This window comes from Novacetimonas pomaceti (assembly GCF_003207955.1).
Classification (GTDB): Bacteria; Pseudomonadota; Alphaproteobacteria; order Acetobacterales; family Acetobacteraceae; genus Novacetimonas; species Novacetimonas pomaceti.
This window is the reverse complement of record NZ_NOXG01000002.1, coordinates 64681-84493: the sequence shown is the minus strand read 5'-3', so window position 1 is coordinate 84493 and position 19813 is coordinate 64681. Positions and strand designations below refer to the sequence as shown.

The following is a 19813-nucleotide window of genomic DNA, read 5'->3' as shown; positions in this document are numbered from 1 at the left end:
GATCAGGGCGCGCGTCCGTCAATCGCCACATCATCTGGAATGAACAGCCGCCGCATCATGTCGTCACGCGCCGACATCCTGAGGATGTCTGATAACGTCCAGTTGTCCAGCACCTCCATGAACGCATCAAGGGCGGTTCCCAGCACGAAATAGAACTGGCAGAAGCCACTGAGCACGCAATCCTCGTTCTCGCGCCCCGGGCGCATGCACGAAACCAGCTGCCGCTCCTCTTCCGTCAGGCGCACCACGTCGCCGATCCGGATTCCATCCGCGGCCCGCCCCAGTTCGATCCCGCCGCCGCGTCCGCGCACGGTCCGTATCAGGCCGGCGCGCCCCAGCTTGTGAACGACCTTGACCATATGGGTTTCGGATACCCTGTTGGCCCGTGCCACCTCCCGTATGGAGACGCGCGTATCAGGACGCAGCGCAAGATAAAGCAGCACCCTGAGGGCATAATCAGTATGCAAGGTCAAACGCATCTAATCTGTTCGCATCTTCCGAAATGAACGCAGGACATCGGCATGCGGCAAATGTAGCCTATCCTACACACGGGGCGCAAAAAGCGATAATATTCCACAATACTTGAACAAAAGCCCTCGCCGTATTTTAACATAATACATATTTTATTTACTTATATATGGCCTTATGAAACGGGCGCGACTCTTTGCGGCCGGCAGCGCCTGAGACGCATCGACGGGCACATCAATTGATGCGCCCACGTCAGCAGTCAGATATGAAGTCAGGAAATATCGACGGCAGCCCACCATGTTCACACAGTGTCGCTGGCGTCCCGTACGGGATTCGAACCCGTGTTGCCGCCGTGAGAGGGCGGCGTCCTAGGCCTCTAGACGAACGGGACATGGCCGAAAGCGCTTCTAGAGGATTGCGATGCCCGACACAAGCAGACGAATCCCCAAAAAGCTGCCCGACCTCATTTTTTCTTTCGTGCCCGGCGGTTTTACGGGGAAACCTGCATCCGCCCGGCAATGCGGTTATGGACGAGATCCCACAGGATGACCCTGTCCGCGCCGCCGCCCGTCAGCGCCACCGCCAGCAGCGTATCGCCCTGGCGCGCCAGCGAAACGATACGGGTGCCCGCCGGTTCATCGAGCACCAGCCGCCCCACATCCGCTGCGGGCAGCATCCGCGTGACAGCGGGCGCTGCCTCCGCCGCCGCGTCCGTGGCGGAGTCGCGGGGATGGGAAATCCGGTGCACCAGCACCCCCACCAGCACCAGCGATCCCACCGCCAGCAGAACACCCATCCCGATCACCGCCGCCAGCAACGCGCGCGATCCCTGTTTTTCCATAGTGTGCTTTCCGTTTCCGAACGCGGTTTTTTCCATTATTGGACGCCTCATGACCCAAGACATCCAGCCTGAACCCGTCATTGCCACCGACAGGGATGCAGGGCAACGCACCGACCGCTTCATGGCCGACGCGATCGGCACCCTGTCGCGTTCGCGCATCAAGTCCCTGATGGAGGGCGGGCATCTCCTGTGCGACGGACTCGTGCTGCGCGAACCGGCCGAGCCTGTCCGCGCGGGCATGCGCTATGAACTGCGGGTCCCTGCCGCGGCGCCCGCGACACCGCAGGGACAGGACATCGCGCTGGATATCCTGTTCGAGGACAGCGACCTCATCGTCATCGACAAGCCGGCGGGACTGGTGGTGCATCCAGCCCCCGGGAACGAGGACGGGACGCTGGTCAACGCGCTTCTGGGGCATTGCGGCGACAGCCTGACGGGCATCGGCGGGGAACGTCGCCCGGGCATCGTGCATCGCCTGGACAAGGACACGTCCGGCGTCATGGTCGCGGCCAAGACGGAACTCGCCCATCAGGCGCTGTCGGAGGCGTTCGCCAACCGCGATATCGAACGCGCCTATCAGGCGATCTGCTGGGGGATCCTGTCGCCTGCCACGGGATCGTTCGATGGCGCCATCGGGCGCGACCGGCGGGACCGCAAGCGCATGGCCGTCATCAGCAATGGCGGCGGCAAGCACGCGCTGACACATTACCGCACGCTCAGGACATTTCATGGCGGGCTGAGCCATGTCGAATGCAGGCTCGCCACCGGGCGCACCCACCAGATCAGGGTGCATTTCGCCCATGCGGGGCACGCGCTGGTGGGGGACCCGACCTACCTGCGCCGCATTCCCGCCGCCGCGCGGGGACTGCCGGCGGACGCGCGTCACGCGGCGCTGGATTTCGCGCGCCAGGCCCTGCATGCGCAACGCCTTGGCTTCGTGCATCCACGCACTGGTGAGCGCCTTCTGTTCGAGACGCCGCTGCCGCCTGATTTCCAAGACCTGCTTGCCGCGATTGGCTGATATTAAGGCGGTTTAATGCGCGTTTCCTTGACGTAAACGGGAATGGACAGTATCGCTTGGATCTGTTCGCCAGGGCCGACGCCCCCAGGCAAACTGGACGTCCTGCACGATGTCGCCCATTCCGGGGATGTCCTGCGGGGACGGAACAAGTCCAGTCGTGCGTCTCTCGGAAAACGGCTGCAACCCGTTGGTCGCCTGCTCGTTACAGACTGACCCGCCAGCCCGTTCATCCGGACACAGGAGTCCGATTCTGATGGCCTCTTCTTCCGCAATTCTATCCGGTCCCGAAAACAATCTTTCAAAATACCTTCGGGATATCCGCAAATTTCCGATGCTCTCCCCCGAGGAAGAGCTGAAACTGTCGCGCCGCTGGAAGGAAAAGGGCGACACGGAAGCAGCACATAAACTGGTTACCTCCCACCTGCGTCTGGTGGCAAAGATCGCGATGGGCTATCGCGGCTATGGCCTGCCGGTGGGTGAACTGATCAGCGAGGGCAACATCGGCATGATGCAGGCCGTGCGCCGTTTCGACCCGGAACGCGGGTTCCGGCTGGCCACGTATGCCATGTGGTGGATCCGCGCCGCAATTCAAGAATACATCCTGCACAGCTGGTCGCTGGTGAAAATCGGCACCACGGCGGCACAGAAAAAGCTGTTCTTCAACCTGCGTCGTCTCAAGGGACAGATGCAGGCCATCGACGATGGCGACCTCCAGCCCGAACAGGTGGACAAGATCGCCAAGTCGCTGGGCGTGCCCGAACAGGATGTCGTCAACATGAACCGGCGACTGTCCGCCCCGGACCACAGCCTCAATGCCCCCCTGCGCAGCGACAGCGAAGGGGAATGGCAGGACTGGCTGGTGGATGACCATGACAACCAGGAACAGACCCTGGCCGAGCATGAGGAATATTCCGGACGCCAGGCGCTTCTGGTGAATGCGATGAAATCCCTGAACGAACGCGAACGTCATATCCTGACGGAGCGGCGCCTCAAGGACGATCCCGCCACGCTGGAAGACCTTTCCCACGTGTACAACATCTCGCGCGAGCGGGTGCGCCAGATCGAGGTCCGCGCCTTTGAAAAGGTGCAGAACGCGATGAAGGCCGAAGTCGCCGCACGGCGTGAGGAACATGAAAAGGCTCAGAAGGGCTGAACCGGTTGGCAGGGAAAGCTTCCCTGCCCCCTGTCGCGTTACATGAAAACGGCCCGGAAGAATGATCTTCCGGGCCGTTTTTCATATCTGCCCAAACTGAGCAAGTAACAGGCTTTTACCCCTGAAGACTGTTTGAAAATAAAAGTTTTTGGGTGTCGCCTTTTCTCTAAAAAGGCGACGTCTTTTAAAGCTTTTTATAAAAAGCTTCACCAAAAACTTTTATGATTTCAGGCTGTTATCAGTCCTCGAACGGATCGCGCATCAGGATCGTGTCGTCGCGTTCCGGGCTGGTGGACAGCAGCGTGACCGGGGCTTCGACCAGTTCCTCGATCCGGCGGACATACTTGATCGCCTGCGCCGGCAGGTCGGCCCAGGAACGCGCGCCATGCGTGGTGCCTTCCCATCCCTCCATCGTCTCGAACACCGGACGGATGCGGGCCTGCGCGGCCGGGGCGGACGGGAAATGGGTGGTCTGTACGCCGTCAAGCTCGTACCCGACGCAGATTTTGATTTCCTTGAGACCGTCCAGCACATCCAGCTTCGTCAGCGCCAGCCCGTTCACGCCCCCGACGCGCACCGCGCGGCGCACCAGAACGGCATCGAACCAGCCACAACGCCGGGGCCGACCGGTGACGGTGCCGAATTCGTGACCCCGTTCACCCAGCGTGCGTCCCATTTCGTCATGCAGTTCGCTGGGAAACGGGCCTTCGCCCACGCGCGTCGTATAGGCCTTGGCAATCCCCAGCACGAAACCGATGCTGGTCGGACCGACGCCACTGCCGGTCGCAGCATTGGCGGCAACCGTGTTCGAGCTGGTGACGAAGGGATAGGTGCCATGGTCCACATCCAGCATGACGGCCTGCGCACCTTCGAACAGGATGCGCGATCCGGCGCGGCGGCTGTCATCCAGCAGGTCCCACACCGGCGCCATGAAGGGCAGGACGCGCGGCGCGATACCGGTCAGGAAAGCCATCAGCTCTTCCTTGGTGAAGACCGGAGCCCCCAGCCCGCGCAGCAGCGTGTTGTGATGCAGCAGCAGCTCGTCAAGCTTCCAGTCCAGCGTTTCAGCCTCCGCAAGGTCACACAGGCGGATCGCGCGGCGCGCCACCTTGTCCTCGTACGCCGGGCCGATGCCGCGCCCGGTCGTGCCGATCTTGCGATCGCCGCGCGCCGCTTCGCGCGCGCGGTCCAGCGCCCCGTGCACCGGCAGGATCAGCGGCGCATTTTCCGCGATTTTCAGCGTATCGGGCGTGACCTTCAGCCCCTGCGCCGTCACCCGGTCGATTTCCTTGAGCAGCGCCTCGGGATCAACGACAACGCCATTGCCGATGACGCCGGTCTTGCCCCGCACCAGCCCCGACGGCAGCAACGACAGCTTATAGGTCTGATCGCCCACCACCAGCGTATGGCCGGCATTATGGCCGCCCTGGAACCGCACGACGATATCCGCGCGGCTGGCCAGCCAGTCGACGATCTTGCCTTTGCCCTCGTCACCCCATTGGGTGCCGATCACGGTGACGTTGGACATGTCCTGCTCCTCGCTCTGCTTATCTGACGATCCGGATGCGCATCGTCAGGCGCGACCGGAAGAAAATTCAAAAGATTAAGAAAAAAACTCAGTCGATTTTTCCGACATTCCTGACCGGCTTCAGCTTTCCGCGCGACACGATGAAGGCGCATCCAAGCCTCTGCGCCTCCGCCACGGGAATGGCCATCTCGCCAAGGGCTGCCACCGTCGCATATCCCTGCGTGCGCAGATCCTGCGCCACCTCGGGTTCGGTCCCCCACGGCACGAACACGCGCGTCCGGCTTTCACGCGGCGGGGCGACACGCAGGATCGTATCAGGCCGCAGCGTCAGGCCGCAGGCGGGTTCATCATCGTTGGAACGGTAACGGCCACCCCGGCCCAGCTCCTCCTGCCGGCCCAGGGCATACACCGTGACACAGACGCCGGTGTGGTACTGCCATCCACGGAATTCGACGGGATCGACCGTAAGACGGATGCCCGGCACCCGCTCCTCGATGGTGGCGACGGTCGCCGCCAGCCGGTCGCTCTGCGCGCGCGCGGCAGGTGGCAGGCTGACGCGCGACAGGACCTCCAGCGCGCGACGCGCCGGACCGGCCGCGTACAGAAGCTCCGTCAGGATGGGCGCCAGCGCGCCGCCGTAACGCGCGACCGCCGCCGCATCCTTGCGATCGAGTGCGCGCAGCAGCGCCGAACGGGTGGCGGGCGTGAACGTCCCGCCCGCCAGCAGCGCGGTGGTCAGCGGCGGCATCGTCAGGTCGAAGGAGACATTCGGCACGCCCAGCACCTTCAGGCCTTCGGCCCCCAGCGCCACGATCTCGGCATCCGCCACCGGCGTGTCCGGCCCGATCAGCTCGATCCCGGCCTGAAGGATCTGCCGGTCGGTCTCCCGCGACGGACTGCCCATCATCACGCATGCCCCGGCATAGGACAGGCGCAGGGGACGGGGCCTGCGCGCCAGGCGCGTGGCCGCGATGCGCGCGATCTGCGGGGTCATGTCGGGACGCAGCGCCATCATGCGCCGCGTATCGGGGTCCATCACGCGGAATGTCTGTTCCGCCACCGCCGCGCCCGATCCCGTCAGCAGCGTTTCCTCGAATTCCAGCAACGGCGGGGAAACCCGGTCATAGCCATGCGCGGCGAACACCCGCATCAGGGATTCGAGTCCATCGGCCTCCGCCTCTGCCGCGGGGGGCAGCACATCGACAAATCCGGCAGGCAGCAGTGCGGGATTGAGGGGCGGGTCATCCGTCATCGTTCATGCCTATTTCTTGACGTGCGCGCATCAGCCGACATGGCGTGCGGGACGCGCGTCACGCGTTTGCGCAGTGGGATCAGATATATGTCGCACGAACCCGGGCATGCGCCCAGTCGAGCCATGGCAGCACCGCCGCCAGATCGGACGATTCCACCGTCGCCCCGCCCCACAGGCGCAGGCCCGGCGGCGCATCGCGATAGCTGCCGACATCCATCGCCACCCCCTCTGCCGCCAGAAGGGCCACGATCTCGCGCGCGGCCTTCGTCTGCGTTTCATGGTCCAGCGCGGTGAACCACGGCGCGACGATGCGCAGGCAGATGGCGGTGCTGGAACGGTGACGCGGCGACGCGGCAAGGAAGGCGGCCCAGTCGCTGCCGGCCACCCACTGCGCGACCACCGCAAGGTTGGCGCGGCTGCGCGCGATCAGGCCCGTCAGGCCACCCACCTGTTCGGCCCAGCGCAACCCGTCGAGCGCATCCTCCACACACAGCATGGAGGGCGTGTTGATCGTATCGCCCCGGAAAATGCCCTCGATCAGGCCCTTGCGGTCGGTCAGGCGGAAAATCTTGGGCAGCGGGCGCGGCGCGGGCTGCGACACCAGACGCTCGACCGCGCGCGGCGACAGGGCCAGCATGCCATGCGCCGCCTCCCCGCCAAGCACCTTCTGCCATGACCACGTGACGACATCGAGCCTGTCCCACGGAAGGTCCATCGCGAACGCGGCGGACGTCGCGTCGCAGATCACCAGTCCCTCGCGATCGGTTGGGATGGCGTCGCCATCGGCGAAACGCGCGCCGGAGGTCGTGCCGTTCCATGTCAGGACCACGTCGCGCGACCAGTCCACCTCCGCCAGGTCGGGTACCTCGCCGTATCCTGCGCGCAGCACGCGGGCATCCGGCAGCTGGAGCTGTGCGATGATGTCATTGGCCCATGTGGCCGAAAAACTCTCGAACGCAAGGACATCGACCGGGCGCGTGCCCAGCAGCGACCACAGGACCATTTCCACCGCGCCGGTGTCGGAGGCGGGGACGATCCCCAGCCGCCAGTCATCGGGCATGCCAAGGATATCGCGCGAACGGGTAATCACCTCGTTCAGGCGCGCCCGTCCCTCGGCCGAGCGATGCGAACGTCCCACCAGCGCCGACGACAGCGCCGCCAGCGACCATCCCGGCCGCTTGGCGCAGGGGCCGGAGGAAAAGCACGGATTGAGAGGCCGCGCCGACGGCTTTTCGATCTGGATTTCGGGCAAGGAAAACATCGTCCTGTTCGCAACACGGGCAAAAGGGACGGCGCGTCACGTCATGACACGCCAACTGGTACGAGAGGGGGGATTCGAACCCCCATGCCTTGCGGCGGTCGATTTTGAGTCGACTACGTCTACCGTTCCGTCACTCTCGCATGCTGGCCTGCTTAACAGCAAAACAGGGCCGCTGGCAATTGATCGCGCACCCGCATCTGCGGGCCGCACATATCATACCGGGGGTGGCGTCTCCAGCCCCAGCATCAGGGCGATGTTCTGGATCGCGGCACCCGACGCCCCCTTGCCCAGATTGTCCAGACGCGCGGTCAGGACCGCCTGCCGATGCTCCTCGTTCACATGCACCCGCAGTTCCATGCGGTCGGTTCCCGCCAGCGTATCGGCGCACAGGCTGGCGCAGGCGTCGGGCACGCTGATGCGGTCCGAGCCACGATAATGCGCCACCAGCGCCGCATGCAGGTCCGCGCCGCGCGTCCCCTTTGGCAGAAGGTCAAGGTGCAGGGGGATGGAGACGATCATCCCCTGCGGGAAATGCCCCACCGACGGCACGAAAACCGGCGCACGCGACAGGCCGGAATACAGGGTCGCCTCCGGCAGGTGCTTGTGCTGCAGCGACAGGCCATACAGTTCGAACGCGGGGCCACCGTCGCGCTCGTGCGCCTCGATCATCGCGCGGCCGCCGCCGCTGTAGCCACTGACAGCGTTGACCGTAACGGGATAGTCCGCCGGGACAAGTCCCGCCGCGACCAGCGGATGCAGCAGCCCGATGATCCCGGTGGGATAGCAGCCGGGATTTGCGACATGGGTGGCCGTGCGGATGGCCTGCGCCTGTTCGGGGCGCATTTCCGGAAACCCGTACACCCAGCCGGGGGCGGTCCGGAACGCGGTGCTGGCGTCGAGCACGCGCGGCGCATGCCCCCCCTGCGCCCGCAATTCGTCGATCATCGCCACGGCCTCCCGCGCGGCGGCGTCAGGCAGGCACAGCACCACAAGGTCCACGGACGACATCATCTCCCGCCGTGCCGCGGGGTCCTTGCGCAGTTCTGGCGCGATGGAGCGCACATGCACCGGCAGGCGTTCCAGACGCGCGCGGATTCCCAGGCCCGTCGTGCCCGCTTCTCCGTCGATGAATGCCGATGGCAGTGCGTGAGTATTCATGATCCCTGTTTCCCGGAAAAATCCGTCGCACATTGCGCGGACCGGCGGACTATACAATCATCGCCGGGTGCCGCAACCATGACAGGAGCCCCACATGCCCGACGCCCCCACGTCGCCCGACGCGCCGCAGGCCATCAGCCGGCTGCTCGACATCATGGCGCGCCTGCGCGATCCACGGACCGGATGCCCGTGGGACCGGGAGCAGGATTTCGCGACCATCGCCCCCTACGCGATCGAGGAAGCCTATGAGGTGGCGGACACCATCGCGCGGCAGGACTGGGACGGGCTGCCCGATGAACTGGGCGACCTGCTGCTGCAGGTGGTCTATCACGCGCAGATGGGGGCGGAGGCCGGCATGTTCGACTTCGCCACCATCGCCAGCATGATTGGCGACAAGATGGTCCGTCGCCACCCGCATGTCTTTGGCGACGCCACCCTGACCGAGGGGCAGTGGGAGGAGGGCAAGGCCCGCGAACGCCTTGCGCGCGACCGGGCGGGCACGCTCGATGACGTGCCGGTCGGCCTGCCTGCCCTGCTGCGCGCGCGCAAGCTGTCAGGCCGTGCCGCGCGGGTGGGATTTGACTGGACGCACGCCGCCGACGTGATGGACAAGGTGGACGAGGAAATCGCGGAGCTGAAGGCGGAACTCGACAGCGGCGACAGGGCGCGGATGCGCGATGAACTGGGCGACGTGCTGTTCACCCTGGCGACCCTGGCGCGCAAGCTCGACCTCGACCCGGAGGACTGCCTGCGGCATGCCAACGCCAAGTTCACGCGCCGCTTCACCGAAATGGAACAGGATCTGGCCCGACGCGGCCTGGCGCTACGCGACGTGGATGTCAGCGTGATGGAAGAAGGATGGCAGGCCGTCAAAAGGCGCGAACGGGGGGAGGAATGACCTCCCCGTCCCGTCAGGACGCGCCGAGCAGCAGGTCGCGCAGGGCAGTCCAGCTGGCATGGTCGGGGGCATAAAGCAGCCCGCCCACCCGGTCGGTCACGCGATAGGGGGATCCATCGAAATGCGCGGCATGGCCGCCCGCCTCCTTATGGATCAGCCATCCCGCCAGATGGTCCCAGGGCAGCGTGCGGTTGAACAGCAGGAAGTGGCATTTGCCATCGACCAGCATCAGGTATTCCTGCGCGGCGCAGCGGAAATCCCACGATCCCATCACGCGCGGCAGGTTGCGCGTCACGGCATCGCGCAGGTCGGGCGCCAGATAACGCCATGATGCGTTACCCGACATCGCTTCGGGCACGACCGGCGCCGCCACCCGCATCGCGCGTCGCCCGCCATCGCGGTCATGCAGCCACGCCCCCTGCCCCCGCGCCGCGACCGCGGCCACGTCGCAGATCGGGTCAAGGATGACGCCGCCCACGACCTCTCCCCCCGCCACGGCGGAGACCATGACGCCAAACAATGGGACCCCGGCGGCATAATTGGCGGTCCCGTCAATCGGGTCGATCACGAAGGCAAGTCCCGCCTGTCCCAGCCCCGACAGAAGCGACGGGTCGGCGGCGACCGCTTCCTCCCCCACGATCAGGGCGTCGGGATACAGGTCGCGCAGGGCATGGGTAATGACACGCTCGGCCGCCTCATCCGCCGCCGTGACGACATCGAGCGCCGAACTCTTGGTGCGGATGTCCGCATGGTCCAGCCGCCGGAACCGCGACATGACCTCGCCCCGCGCGGCATCGCGCATCAGGCCGAGAACACCCTCCATTTCCGCAAGGCCAATCCGATCGGTCATTGTCCGTTCCCCCATGCCATGGACAACCACGTCCCATGACAATTCTGATCCTGTCGCGGTCGGGATACCAGCCCCGTCCGGCATGCGACCCGGTCACACAACGGTCATCGGCTCAGCTTTCGAAGCAGGTGATCCCGGCGGCATGCTGCATTTCGAAACGCGCGCGATTTGCAGGGGAAAGACGCACATACATGTCCACCCCGTCCTCCTCATCCGTGCGTTCGACCACCTCGCCATGTTCATACAGCCACGCGATCGCCGCGCCATTGGCGACCGGAATGCGATAATGCGCCAGTTCCATGGCGTGCGTCAGGCGTTCGTCGATGCAGCCCAGCAGATCGGGCAGCCCGTCGCCGGTCATGGCCGAAATGACGATCGCGCCCGGACGCGCGCCCACGGCCTCGCGCCCGCCCAGCAGGTCGGCCTTGTTCAGTACCTCGATCACCCGCGACTGCCAGTCGGATTCGATCGTGCCGCTGCGCGCCATGCCTTCAAGCACCTCGATCACATCGGTGCGCTGGGCCGCGGTTTCGGGGTGGGAGACATCGCGGACGTGCAGGATGATGTCGGCCTCGGCCACTTCTTCAAGCGTCGCGCGGAAGGCGGCGATCAGTTCGGTGGGCAGGTCGCTGATGAACCCCACCGTGTCGGACAGGATGATCCGCCGCCCCGACGGCAGGCGGATCCCGCGCATCGTGGGGTCCAGCGTCGCGAACAGCTGGTCCTGGGCATAGACGCTGGCCCCGGTCAGGGCATTGAACAGCGTCGATTTCCCGGCATTGGTATATCCCACCAGGGCCACGACGGGGAACGGCACCCGCTTGCGCGCCTGACGGTGCAGCCCGCGCGTGCGGCGCACCTGTTCGAGTTCACGCTTGAGGCGGACGATCCGGTCGCCGATCATGCGGCGGTCGGCCTCGATCTGCGTTTCGCCAGGACCGCCAAGGAACCCGAAACCGCCGCGCTGGCGTTCCAGATGGGTCCATGTCCGCACAAGGCGGCTGCGCTGGTATTCCAGATGCGCCAGCTCCACCTGGAGGGAGCCTTCCTTCGTCGCCGCGCGTTCGCCAAAGATATCGAGGATCAGCGCCGTCCGGTCGATGACCTTGCAGCCCAGCGCGCGTTCAAGGTTGCGCTGCTGCACCGGGGTCAGGCGGGAATCGATGATGACGACGGCAATGTTGTCCGCCCGGACGGTCGCATGCAGCGACTCGACCTGTCCGCTGCCCAGCAGGGTGGCGGGACGGCGCGCGCGCAGCAGCAGCACCGCCTTGCAGATGATGACCAGCCCGATGGAGGCGGCCAGCCCCACGGCCTCTTCCAGGCGGGCTTCGGCGGCGCGGCTTTCATCCTGCCGGTCGGGACGTTCCCACGGCAGGATGACGGCGGCGCGCGTCATGACCGGTCCGGGGGCCGATGTCACAGGAATTCGCCGGTACCGGCCACGGGGGAAGCCTCCTCACCTTCGGTAACGGGCGGTTCGAACAGGGTGACGGGATTCGCCGGCATCACGGTGCTGATCGCGTGCTTGTACACCAGCTGCGTATGGCCATCACGGCGCAGCAGGACGGAAAAATTGTCGAACCACGTAATGATTCCCTGAAGCTTGACGCCATTGACAAGGAAAATCGTAACGGGCGTCTTGGATCGACGGACATGGTTCAGGAAGACGTCCTGAACGTTCTGCGAAGGATCTTTTGCCACGGCAAGGCCTTACTTTGTTGCTGTTGGGCGGGTCACACATGGCACGGAATCGTCCCCGTGCCCATGCTACGGCGTTGCCACCGTCCGTATCACGGTTGATTGTCTAGCAGCCCTGCGGGCATCGGGCAAAATCTCAGGCAGGGTTCCGATCTTCCGACGTCACGCCAAGCTGCTTGAGCTTGCGATGCAGGGCGCTACGCTCCATCCCCACGAAACCTGCCGTCCGGCTGATATTCCCCCCGAAACGCAGAAGCTGCGCCTGCAGGTACTGCGTTTCGAACAGGTCGCGCGCCTCACGCAGGGGGAGGCCCATCACGTCCTCATCGGAATCAAATTTCAGTAACGTGGGCGCCCCCTCCCCGACACTCGACGGCAGCATGTCGGCGCGGATCGGGTCCGTGCCGTTGCCCGGCATCATGATCAGCAGGCGTTCCATCAGGTTGCGCAGTTCGCGCACGTTGCCGGGCCAGTCGTAATTCTGCAGCGCGGCGATGGCGTCACCCGACAGTTCACGCAGCGGCAGCCCCGCATTTTCCGCGGCACGGCGCAGGAACAGGCGGGCAAGGTCGGGAATGTCCTCGCGCCGTTCATGCAGCCCCGGCACGCGCAGCGGCACGACCGCAAGGCGGTAGTACAGGTCCTCGCGGAAGCGTCCGGCGGCGATTTCCGCCTGCAGGTCGCGATTCGTTGTCGCAAGGACGCGGACATCCACCTTCACCCGGCGCGACCCGCCCAGCCGCTCGAACGTCTGGTCCTGCAGGGCGCGCACGATCTTGCCCTGCGTTTCCAGCGGCATGTCCGATACCTCGTCCAGCACGAGCGTCCCGCCATGGGCACGCTCCAGCACGCCGGTACGACGCCCCGCCCCGTCTTCGGTTCCCTCGATCCCGAACAGTTCCTCCTCGAAACGGGCGGGGGCAAGGGTCGCGCAGTTCAGGACGATGAACGGACCGTCGGACCGGCGCGAACTGGCATGGATCATGCGCGCGGCCACTTCCTTGCCCGAACCCGCCGCGCCGGAAATCAGCACGCGCGACCCCGTCGGCGCCACGCGGTCGATCTGGTTGCGCACGGCGGTGATGGCGGCGCTGCGACCGTCAAGCATCGCCTCCGACCCGGCGCGCAGGCGCAGTTCCGCATTTTCGCGCGCAAGGCGCGACGCCTCCAGCGCGCGGCGCACCACGACCAACAGGCGGTCCGCCTGGAACGGTTTTTCGATAAAGTCATACGCCCCGTGCTGGAGCGCCGCCACGGCGGTTTCAATCGTGCCATGACCGGAAATCATGACGACAGGCACCGAGGGTTCTTCCTTGTGGAAGACATTGAGGATGCCAAGCCCGTCAAGGCGGGACCCCTGCAGCCACACATCCAGGATGACAAGCGACGGACGACGTTCGCGAAAGGCGCTGATGGCGGAATCGGCATCGCCTGCCAGCCGTGTCTCGTATCCCTCGTCGCTCAGGATTCCCTCGATAAGCAGCCGGATGTCAGGCTCGTCATCGACGATCAGGATTTCATGTCCCATGGTCGTCCTTTATCGGCAAAATCAACGTCGAAACAGCTCCCCTACCTTCGGGACAATCTTCTAGACCGACACTGCCCCCATGGTCTTCCAGAATCTTCTTGACGATTGCAAGACCCAGTCCGGTGCCTTTCGGCTTGTGCGTCACATAAGGCTCCGTCAGGCGGGTGCGGTCCTCGACCGGCAGGCCGATCCCGTCATCGGCCACCGACAGACGCAGATCGCCATTCCCGCATGACAGGTCGATGCGGATCGTACCGGCCACGTCATTGCCTTCCCCCCCAGCATCCGCTTCTTTGGGGCGCATGGCAATGGCATCCGCCGCATTCTGCAACAGGTTTGTCAGCGCCTGCCCGATCAGCCGGCGGTCGCATTCGACCATCGGCCCCCGGTCCGGCAGGTTCACGACATAGCGGATTTCCGGATGCGCGCTGCGCTGCAGGATCAGGGCCTCGCGCACGATACGCGAAAAATCCTCGTCGCGCATCATGGGCTGGGGCATGCGGGCAAAGGCGGAAAATTCGTCCACCATGCGCCCGATATCCCCCACATGCCGCACGATCGTATCCACGCATTGCGAAAATGTGTCGGGATCGGATGAGATTTCACGCAGGAACCGGCGCTTCAGCCGCTCCGCCGCAAGCTGGATGGGTGTCAGCGGATTCTTGATTTCATGGGCGATGCGGCGGGCGACATCGGCCCAGGCCGCCTTGCGCTGCGCCACCTGCAGGGCGGTTATGTCGTCAAAGGTCACGACATAGCCATCGGCCACGTCGCCGGTGACGCTGCTCTGCATTTCCGCGCCGATGCGCACCAGCAACGTGCATGAACGCGTTCCCGCCACGACATGCACCTCATGCGTAAGCTCGCGGTTCACGCCACGCGCCACCTGTTCCAGCATGGGCGCGAATTCCGGCACCACGTCCACCAGCCGTTCCCCCACCGCGTCGTTGAGGTCGCGATGCAGAAGGACGCTGGCCGCGCGGTTGGGCAGTTCGATGACCTGGTGGGAATCCAGCCCGATCACCCCCGCCGACACCCCCGACAGCACGGCCTCGGTAAAACGCCGGCGCTCGTTGATCTGGGTGGAGGCATTCATCAGTTCGGTGCGCTGCGTCGAAAGCTGGTCCGTCATGCGGTTGAAGGCGCGCGACAGGCTGGAAACCTCGTCATCGCCCTCGCCTTCGGGCACATGCGCGTCAAGGTCGCCCCGGCTGATCCGTTCGGAGGCAAGGATCAGCAGGCTGAGCGGGCGCACGATCTGGGTCGCCAGCACCAGCCCGATCAGGATGGCCGCCCCCAGCACCAGCACCGCTACCAGCGCGAAGATCAGCACGAAGGTGAACTGTATTTTCGCCCTGTTGCGGTTCAGGCGCTGGTAATCGCTGACCACGCTTTCGGTCTTGCGCATGTGGCCAAGGATATCGGGATCGACCGGGCGGGAGATCATCAGCATCAGCGGCGGCGTATCGCCCAGCGAGATGACGGCGCGCACCGTCTTTTCATCGGGGGAATCGAGGATGGCAATATCGTTGGTCCGCGCCATCAGGGTGGCGGCGGGTGGCGGCAGGTCCTGCCCGTACGCCGAATGTCCCATCAGCCCGCCGGATGCGACAACCGTGTTGGTGAACGGATCATAAATGACCGCCATGTTCAGCCCGCGCAGCGTCGCCTGTGAATCGAGTATCTGGCCCAGCGCGTCCGGGTCGTGCATCAGGTCGGTGCCGTTGCCCATCAGGCCGCTCTGCGCGCTGACGAGGTAGTTCGCCAGCGAAAACGCCTCGGTGCGGATATTGGCGTTATGTTCCTGAAGATAGCCGCGCGACGCCTCCAGCGCCTCGTTAAGGGCGGTGTTGACGCGGTCGCTGAACCAGATCTGGATGCCGTAATGGAAAAAGACGGCCGCGAACACGCCCACGACGATGGTGGGCGCGACCGCCACGATCCCGAACAGCGTCATCAGCCGCACATGCAGCCGCGCCCCGGCCAGCCCGCTGCGCCGTTCGGCCAGCATGCGCCCCACCTGTTCCGTCAGCGCGGTGGCCAGCAGCAGCAGGACGAGGAAATTGAGGATGAAGATCAGGGCCTCGATCTGCGGGTGGCGTGCCAGCGACATGCCCCCCGACAGCACGACGAATGTCGCCACCCCGAGGCAGAGCGCCAGCAGCACCAGCAGGAGGGAGACATTGCGCTGCACCAGCAGGTCCAGCCCCCGTCGCACCAGCCCGTGCGCGCCATCCAGATCGCCGCGACGTTCCGTCATGGCTCAGCCACCACCGCGCACGACGGGGATATCCAGATCGCGTATCTTCTTGCGCAGCGTGTTGCGGTTCAGGCCCAGCATCGCCGCCGCCCGGATCTGGTTTCCCCGCGTGGCCGACAGGGTCATGCTGATGAGGGGGCGTTCGACCTCCGCGATCACCCTGTCATAGATGTCATTGAGCGGCATGCCGTCCTGTCCCGTTTCAAGAAAATGGCGGAGATGGCGCGCCACCGCGTCCGACAGCGTCTCGGTCTCGCGGGCCGCGGCCTCCGCCACCGGGGTGGACATGGCCTGTGCCTCCGCCAACTCATGCTCGATCAGGTCCGCGCCCAGCGTCTCCTGCGGGTAAAGGGCGCTGAGCCTGCGCATCAGGTTTTCAAGCTCACGCACGTTGCCGGGCCAGCGATAGGCCTGCAGCGGCGCGATCGCCGCCTCGTCCAGCATCTTGGCAGGCGCGCCGTCCTCCTGACAGGCATTGAGGAAATGCCGCGCCAGCAGGGGAATGTCCTCCGTCCGTTCGCGCAGCGGCGGCAGGCGCATCGGCACGACGTTGAGACGGTAATACAGGTCCTCGCGGAAGGTGCCCGCCCTGATCGCCTGGCGCAGGTCGCGGTGGGTGGCGGCGATGATGCGCACGTCCGCGCGCACCGGATGGACGCCGCCCACCGTCGTGAACTCCCCATCCTGCAGCACACGCAGGAGGCGCGTCTGCGCCTCTGGCGGCATGTCGCCGATTTCGTCAAGGAACAGCGTGCCGCCCGCCGCCTGTTCAAAGCGCCCGGCGACACGGCTGGTCGCGCCGGCGAACGCGCCGCGTTCATGCCCGAACAGTTCGCTTTCGATCAGGTCGCGCGGCACGGCGGCCATGTTGATCGCGACGAACGGGCCAGACCTGCGGCGGCCGTATTCATGCAGCGCCCGGGCCACCAGTTCCTTTCCCGTGCCGCTTTCGCCCGAGATCATCACCGTCAGGTCCGATGTCGTCAGCCGCGCGATGATGCGATAGATGTCCTGCATCACCACCGAACGGCCGATCAGCGGCATCTGCTCTTCCGGCTGGGCCGGGGCCGGGGCGGGCAGGACAGTCGCGGGCGTCGCCAGCGCGCGCGCCACCACCGCCAGCACCTCCTTGAGGTCAAAGGGCTTGGGCAGGTATTCGAATGCCCCGCGCTGCGTCGCCTGCACCGCCGTCGTCAGCGTGGACTGCGCGCTCATCACCACGACGCGCAGGTCGGGCCGCACCCGGCGGATGCGCGGGATCAGGTCCAGCCCGTTCTGATCGGGCATCACGACGTCGGTAATGACCAGATCACCCTCCCCTTCCTCCACCCACTGCCACAGGGTGGAGGCATGCGCGGTGGCGCGGACCTGATATCCGGCACGCCCCAGCGCCTGGCTGAGCACGGTGCGGATGGAACGGTCGTCATCGGCAACAAGGATAGTCGGCAGCGACATGACGGCTTTACAATCTTTCTGCTTGCTGAAGGCCCATGTTCCCGGGAATGGATGGAAACGGCCTGTATCGGGATGCGACGGCGCCCTATGGCATGTCGCGGTCTTCGGACACCACCGGCAGGTGCAGCAGCACCTCGGTATGTCGGGGACGGCTTTCGATCTCTATGACGCCCCCGTGGTCGCCCACGATCTTTCCGGCCAGCGCCAGCCCAAGCCCGCTGCCACTGGCCTTGGTCGTCAGGAAGGGTTCGAACAGGTGCGGACGGATGTTTTCGGGAATGCCCGGCCCGTTGTCCCGCACCGAGACAAGCAGCGGCAGCTGCACGCGCCGCCTGCCCCCCACGGTGGAAACCCATATGCCGGGACGGTAGCTGGTCGTCAGGGTGATCTGCGCATCGGGGGTCGCGTCGGGACCATGCAGGGCCTCCGCCGCGTTCTTGACGAGGTTGAGCAGCACCTGCACCAGCTGGTCGCGGTTGCCCCAGACAGGCGGGAGCGAGGGATCATAGACCTCCTCGAAGCGGATGTCGGCAGCGAAACCCTGCTGCGCCAGGCGGCGGACGTGTTCAAGGACGCGATGGATATTGACGGGTCGCCGCTCGATCGGCTTGTCGCTGAACATGTCCATCCGGTCCACAAGGTCGCGGATGCGGTTCACCTCGTCCTGGATCAGGACGGCAAGCTCGCGGTCGGCCTCCCCCACGGAACTTTCCAGAAGCTGTGCCGCGCCACGGATGCCCGAAAGCGGGTTCTTGACCTCATGCGCCAGGATGGCGGCCATCCCCGCGACGCTGCGCGCGGCGGAACGGAACGTCAGCTGCCGGTCCAGAACCCGTGCGGCGGACGAATCATGGAACGTCAGCACGACGGAACCTGGCTCCTCCATCAGGGGCGCGCCCTGCACGGTGACGCCCTCGCGATGCAGGCGGGGCCCCTCCAGCGTGACCTCGTGTTCCACCACGGTCTGCCCATGGTCGCGCACCTGCGCCACCAGCAGGAAGACGGGATGGTCCGCCGGCATGATGTCGGTCAGGCGCATCTGCACAAGGTGGGCGCGCGACATGCCGAAGAACGGTTCGGCCGCCGCGTTGACGTAACGGATCGCCATTCCTTCGCCCACCAGCACGACAGGCAGCGGCAGCGCATCGAGGAGGAGACGCCCGTTGCCCGTCACGGTCTCGGGTGAGCACGCAGCATGGCCGCCTGTTCCTGACGGCAGTTCCCTCATGCCGCGCGCGCGCTCGGCCCGGTGTCGGCACCCGTGGTCGATGGCCGCGGCCCGCGCACATGGCCGGCCGCGATCTGGCGGTCATAGAATTCCCCGATCATGCCCAGCGCGGTTTCCACCGTATCGACGCGGTTGATCGCCGCGCGGAAACCCGCCGAATCCGGCAGGCCGGCGGAATACCATGACACATGCTTGCGCGCGAGGCGCAGGCCCGGATGCGCGCCGAAATGTTCGATCATCATGTTATAGTGTTCAAGGACGATCGATTTTTCGGTCGGCAGGTCAGGTTCCGCCACCATCACGCCCTGCGTCAGCGCCGCGCCCACCTGCGCGGGGAACCATGGGCGGCCGTAGCAGCCGCGCCCGATCATCACGCCGTCCGCGCCCGACTGCGCCAGCGCCTCACGCGCGTCGCCCACCGTCAGGATGTCGCCATTGACGATCACCGGCAGGTCGATCGCCTCCTTCACCGTGCGCACGAAACGCCAGTCCGCCGTGCCGTTATAGAACTGCTGGCGGGTGCGGCCATGGACGGTCACCATGCGGATGCCCGCCTCCTGCGCGATGCGCGCCAGCGTCGGGGCATTGAGGCTGTTGTGGTCCCAGCCCATGCGCATCTTGAGCGTCACCGGAACGTCGACCGCGCGGACCACGGTGGCCAGCAGCCGCGCGGCAAGGGCCTCGTCCCGCATCAGGGCGGACCCCGCCTGCTGTCCCACCGCCACCTTCTTGACCGGGCAGCCGAAATTGATGTCGATCAGGTTGGCCCCGCGATCGACGGCGATCCGCGCGGCCTGCGCCATGGCGTCGGGATCGCATCCGGCAAGCTGCACCGCGTTCAGGCCGTCGCCCGCGACCTCCGCCATGCGCAGGGTATTGCTGTTTTCACGCACCATCGCCCATGACGCGATCATTTCCGACACCACCAGCCCCGCGCCCAGACGCCGCGCCAGACGGCGGAACGGCAGGTCGGTCACGCCGGACATGGGTGCGAGGATGACCGGCACGTCCAGCCTGATCCCGCGTCCCAGATCGATTGGAGGCAACAGTTCAGATGACATCAAAAAAACCCGCTTTCCCGAAAATCCGCTTTCCCGGGCCGTGCCCTACCATTTCGGCAGGGGCCACGCCAGCCGTCACCGGTCGGGGTGGTCCCGCCGTTCCTGTATCACAATGCTTATGATTTAGGCAGAATACCTTTTCCGTTTCCA

The 19813-nt window shown here is 65.5% G+C and carries 17 protein-coding genes and 2 tRNA genes; 3 read left to right on the top strand and 16 right to left on the bottom strand.

Going from position 1 to position 19813, the window contains the following annotated elements; all coding sequences use genetic code 11:
• Positions 1-2 precede the first annotated feature (2 nt).
• The 3 genes from CFR71_RS02780 to CFR71_RS02770 all read right to left on the bottom strand — a co-directional run bounded on the left by CFR71_RS02780 (position 3) and on the right by CFR71_RS02770 (position 1309).
• Positions 3-479, bottom strand: a complete 477-nt coding sequence (locus CFR71_RS02780) for an RrF2 family transcriptional regulator (RefSeq protein ID WP_110526784.1) — start codon at positions 477-479, stop codon at positions 3-5.
• Positions 480-783: 304 nt separating this feature from the next.
• Positions 784-859, bottom strand: a tRNA-Glu gene (locus CFR71_RS02775).
• A gap of 99 nt (positions 860-958) precedes the next feature.
• On the bottom strand, positions 959-1309 hold the full coding sequence (locus CFR71_RS02770; protein ID WP_110526783.1) for a hypothetical protein: 351 nt from the start codon (positions 1307-1309) through the stop codon (positions 959-961).
• Positions 1310-1358: 49 nt separating this feature from the next.
• On the opposite strand from CFR71_RS02770, the gene CFR71_RS02765 reads away from it, so the two are divergent.
• Together CFR71_RS02765 and rpoH are read left to right on the top strand one after the other, a co-directional pair.
• A complete protein-coding gene (locus CFR71_RS02765; protein WP_110527473.1) occupies positions 1359-2330 on the top strand; it encodes an RluA family pseudouridine synthase in 972 nt (323 codons plus the stop codon).
• A gap of 253 nt (positions 2331-2583) precedes the next feature.
• Entirely contained in the window at positions 2584-3483 is a 900-nt protein-coding gene (gene rpoH, locus CFR71_RS02760; RefSeq protein ID WP_110526782.1) for an RNA polymerase sigma factor RpoH, read from the top strand.
• 238 nt (positions 3484-3721) lie between these two features.
• Here the strand turns inward: rpoH and CFR71_RS02755 are convergent, their stop codons facing one another.
• The 5 genes from CFR71_RS02755 to argC form a co-directional block, all read right to left on the bottom strand.
• Positions 3722-5011 (bottom strand): adenylosuccinate synthase, encoded by a 1290-nt coding sequence (locus CFR71_RS02755; RefSeq protein WP_110526781.1) that lies wholly within the window; start codon positions 5009-5011, stop codon positions 3722-3724.
• Between the two features lie 88 nt (positions 5012-5099).
• Positions 5100-6263, bottom strand: coding sequence for an ATP phosphoribosyltransferase regulatory subunit (locus CFR71_RS02750; RefSeq protein ID WP_110526780.1), 1164 nt, complete (start codon positions 6261-6263; stop codon positions 5100-5102).
• A gap of 79 nt (positions 6264-6342) precedes the next feature.
• Positions 6343-7524, bottom strand: coding sequence for a phosphoserine transaminase (locus CFR71_RS02745; protein WP_110526778.1), 1182 nt, complete (start codon positions 7522-7524; stop codon positions 6343-6345).
• 56 nt (positions 7525-7580) lie between these two features.
• A tRNA-Leu gene (locus tag CFR71_RS02740) sits at positions 7581-7664 on the bottom strand.
• 73 nt (positions 7665-7737) lie between these two features.
• Positions 7738-8682: an N-acetyl-gamma-glutamyl-phosphate reductase gene (gene argC / locus CFR71_RS02735; RefSeq protein ID WP_110527470.1), complete on the bottom strand. Its 945-nt coding sequence runs from the start codon at positions 8680-8682 to the stop codon at positions 7738-7740.
• Between the two features lie 94 nt (positions 8683-8776).
• Here argC and mazG point away from each other — a divergent pair, with 94 nt between their 5' ends.
• A complete protein-coding gene (gene mazG / locus CFR71_RS02730) occupies positions 8777-9580 on the top strand; it encodes a nucleoside triphosphate pyrophosphohydrolase (protein WP_110526776.1) in 804 nt (267 codons plus the stop codon).
• A 13-nt stretch (positions 9581-9593) separates the two neighbouring features.
• Here the strand turns inward: mazG and CFR71_RS02725 are convergent, their stop codons facing one another.
• The 8 genes from CFR71_RS02725 to dusB form a co-directional block, all read right to left on the bottom strand.
• Entirely contained in the window at positions 9594-10430 is an 837-nt protein-coding gene (locus CFR71_RS02725; protein WP_110527467.1) for an inositol monophosphatase family protein, read from the bottom strand.
• Between the two features lie 112 nt (positions 10431-10542).
• A complete protein-coding gene (gene hflX / locus CFR71_RS02720) occupies positions 10543-11829 on the bottom strand; it encodes a GTPase HflX (RefSeq protein ID WP_239019218.1) in 1287 nt (428 codons plus the stop codon).
• A gap of 20 nt (positions 11830-11849) precedes the next feature.
• Positions 11850-12134: an RNA chaperone Hfq gene (gene hfq, locus CFR71_RS02715; protein WP_110526771.1), complete on the bottom strand. Its 285-nt coding sequence runs from the start codon at positions 12132-12134 to the stop codon at positions 11850-11852.
• Between the two features lie 133 nt (positions 12135-12267).
• Positions 12268-13659 (bottom strand): nitrogen assimilation response regulator NtrX, encoded by a 1392-nt coding sequence (ntrX, locus tag CFR71_RS02710; protein WP_110526769.1) that lies wholly within the window; start codon positions 13657-13659, stop codon positions 12268-12270.
• Positions 13649-15919: a sensor histidine kinase NtrY-like gene (locus CFR71_RS02705; protein ID WP_110526767.1), complete on the bottom strand. Its 2271-nt coding sequence runs from the start codon at positions 15917-15919 to the stop codon at positions 13649-13651. Before CFR71_RS02705 ends, ntrX begins: the two co-directional genes overlap by 11 nt.
• A 3-nt stretch (positions 15920-15922) precedes the next feature.
• On the bottom strand, positions 15923-17374 hold the full coding sequence (gene ntrC, locus CFR71_RS02700; protein ID WP_110526765.1) for a nitrogen regulation protein NR(I): 1452 nt from the start codon (positions 17372-17374) through the stop codon (positions 15923-15925).
• Between the two features lie 85 nt (positions 17375-17459).
• Positions 17460-18602, bottom strand: a complete 1143-nt coding sequence (locus CFR71_RS02695) for a two-component system sensor histidine kinase NtrB (protein ID WP_110526763.1) — start codon at positions 18600-18602, stop codon at positions 17460-17462.
• Positions 18599-19663 carry a tRNA dihydrouridine synthase DusB gene (dusB, locus tag CFR71_RS02690; protein ID WP_110526761.1) on the bottom strand — a complete coding sequence of 355 codons (1065 nt, stop codon included), beginning with the start codon at positions 19661-19663 and terminating at the stop codon, positions 18599-18601. The genes CFR71_RS02695 and dusB overlap by 4 nt, the downstream gene beginning before the upstream one ends.
• Positions 19664-19813 lie beyond the last annotated feature (150 nt).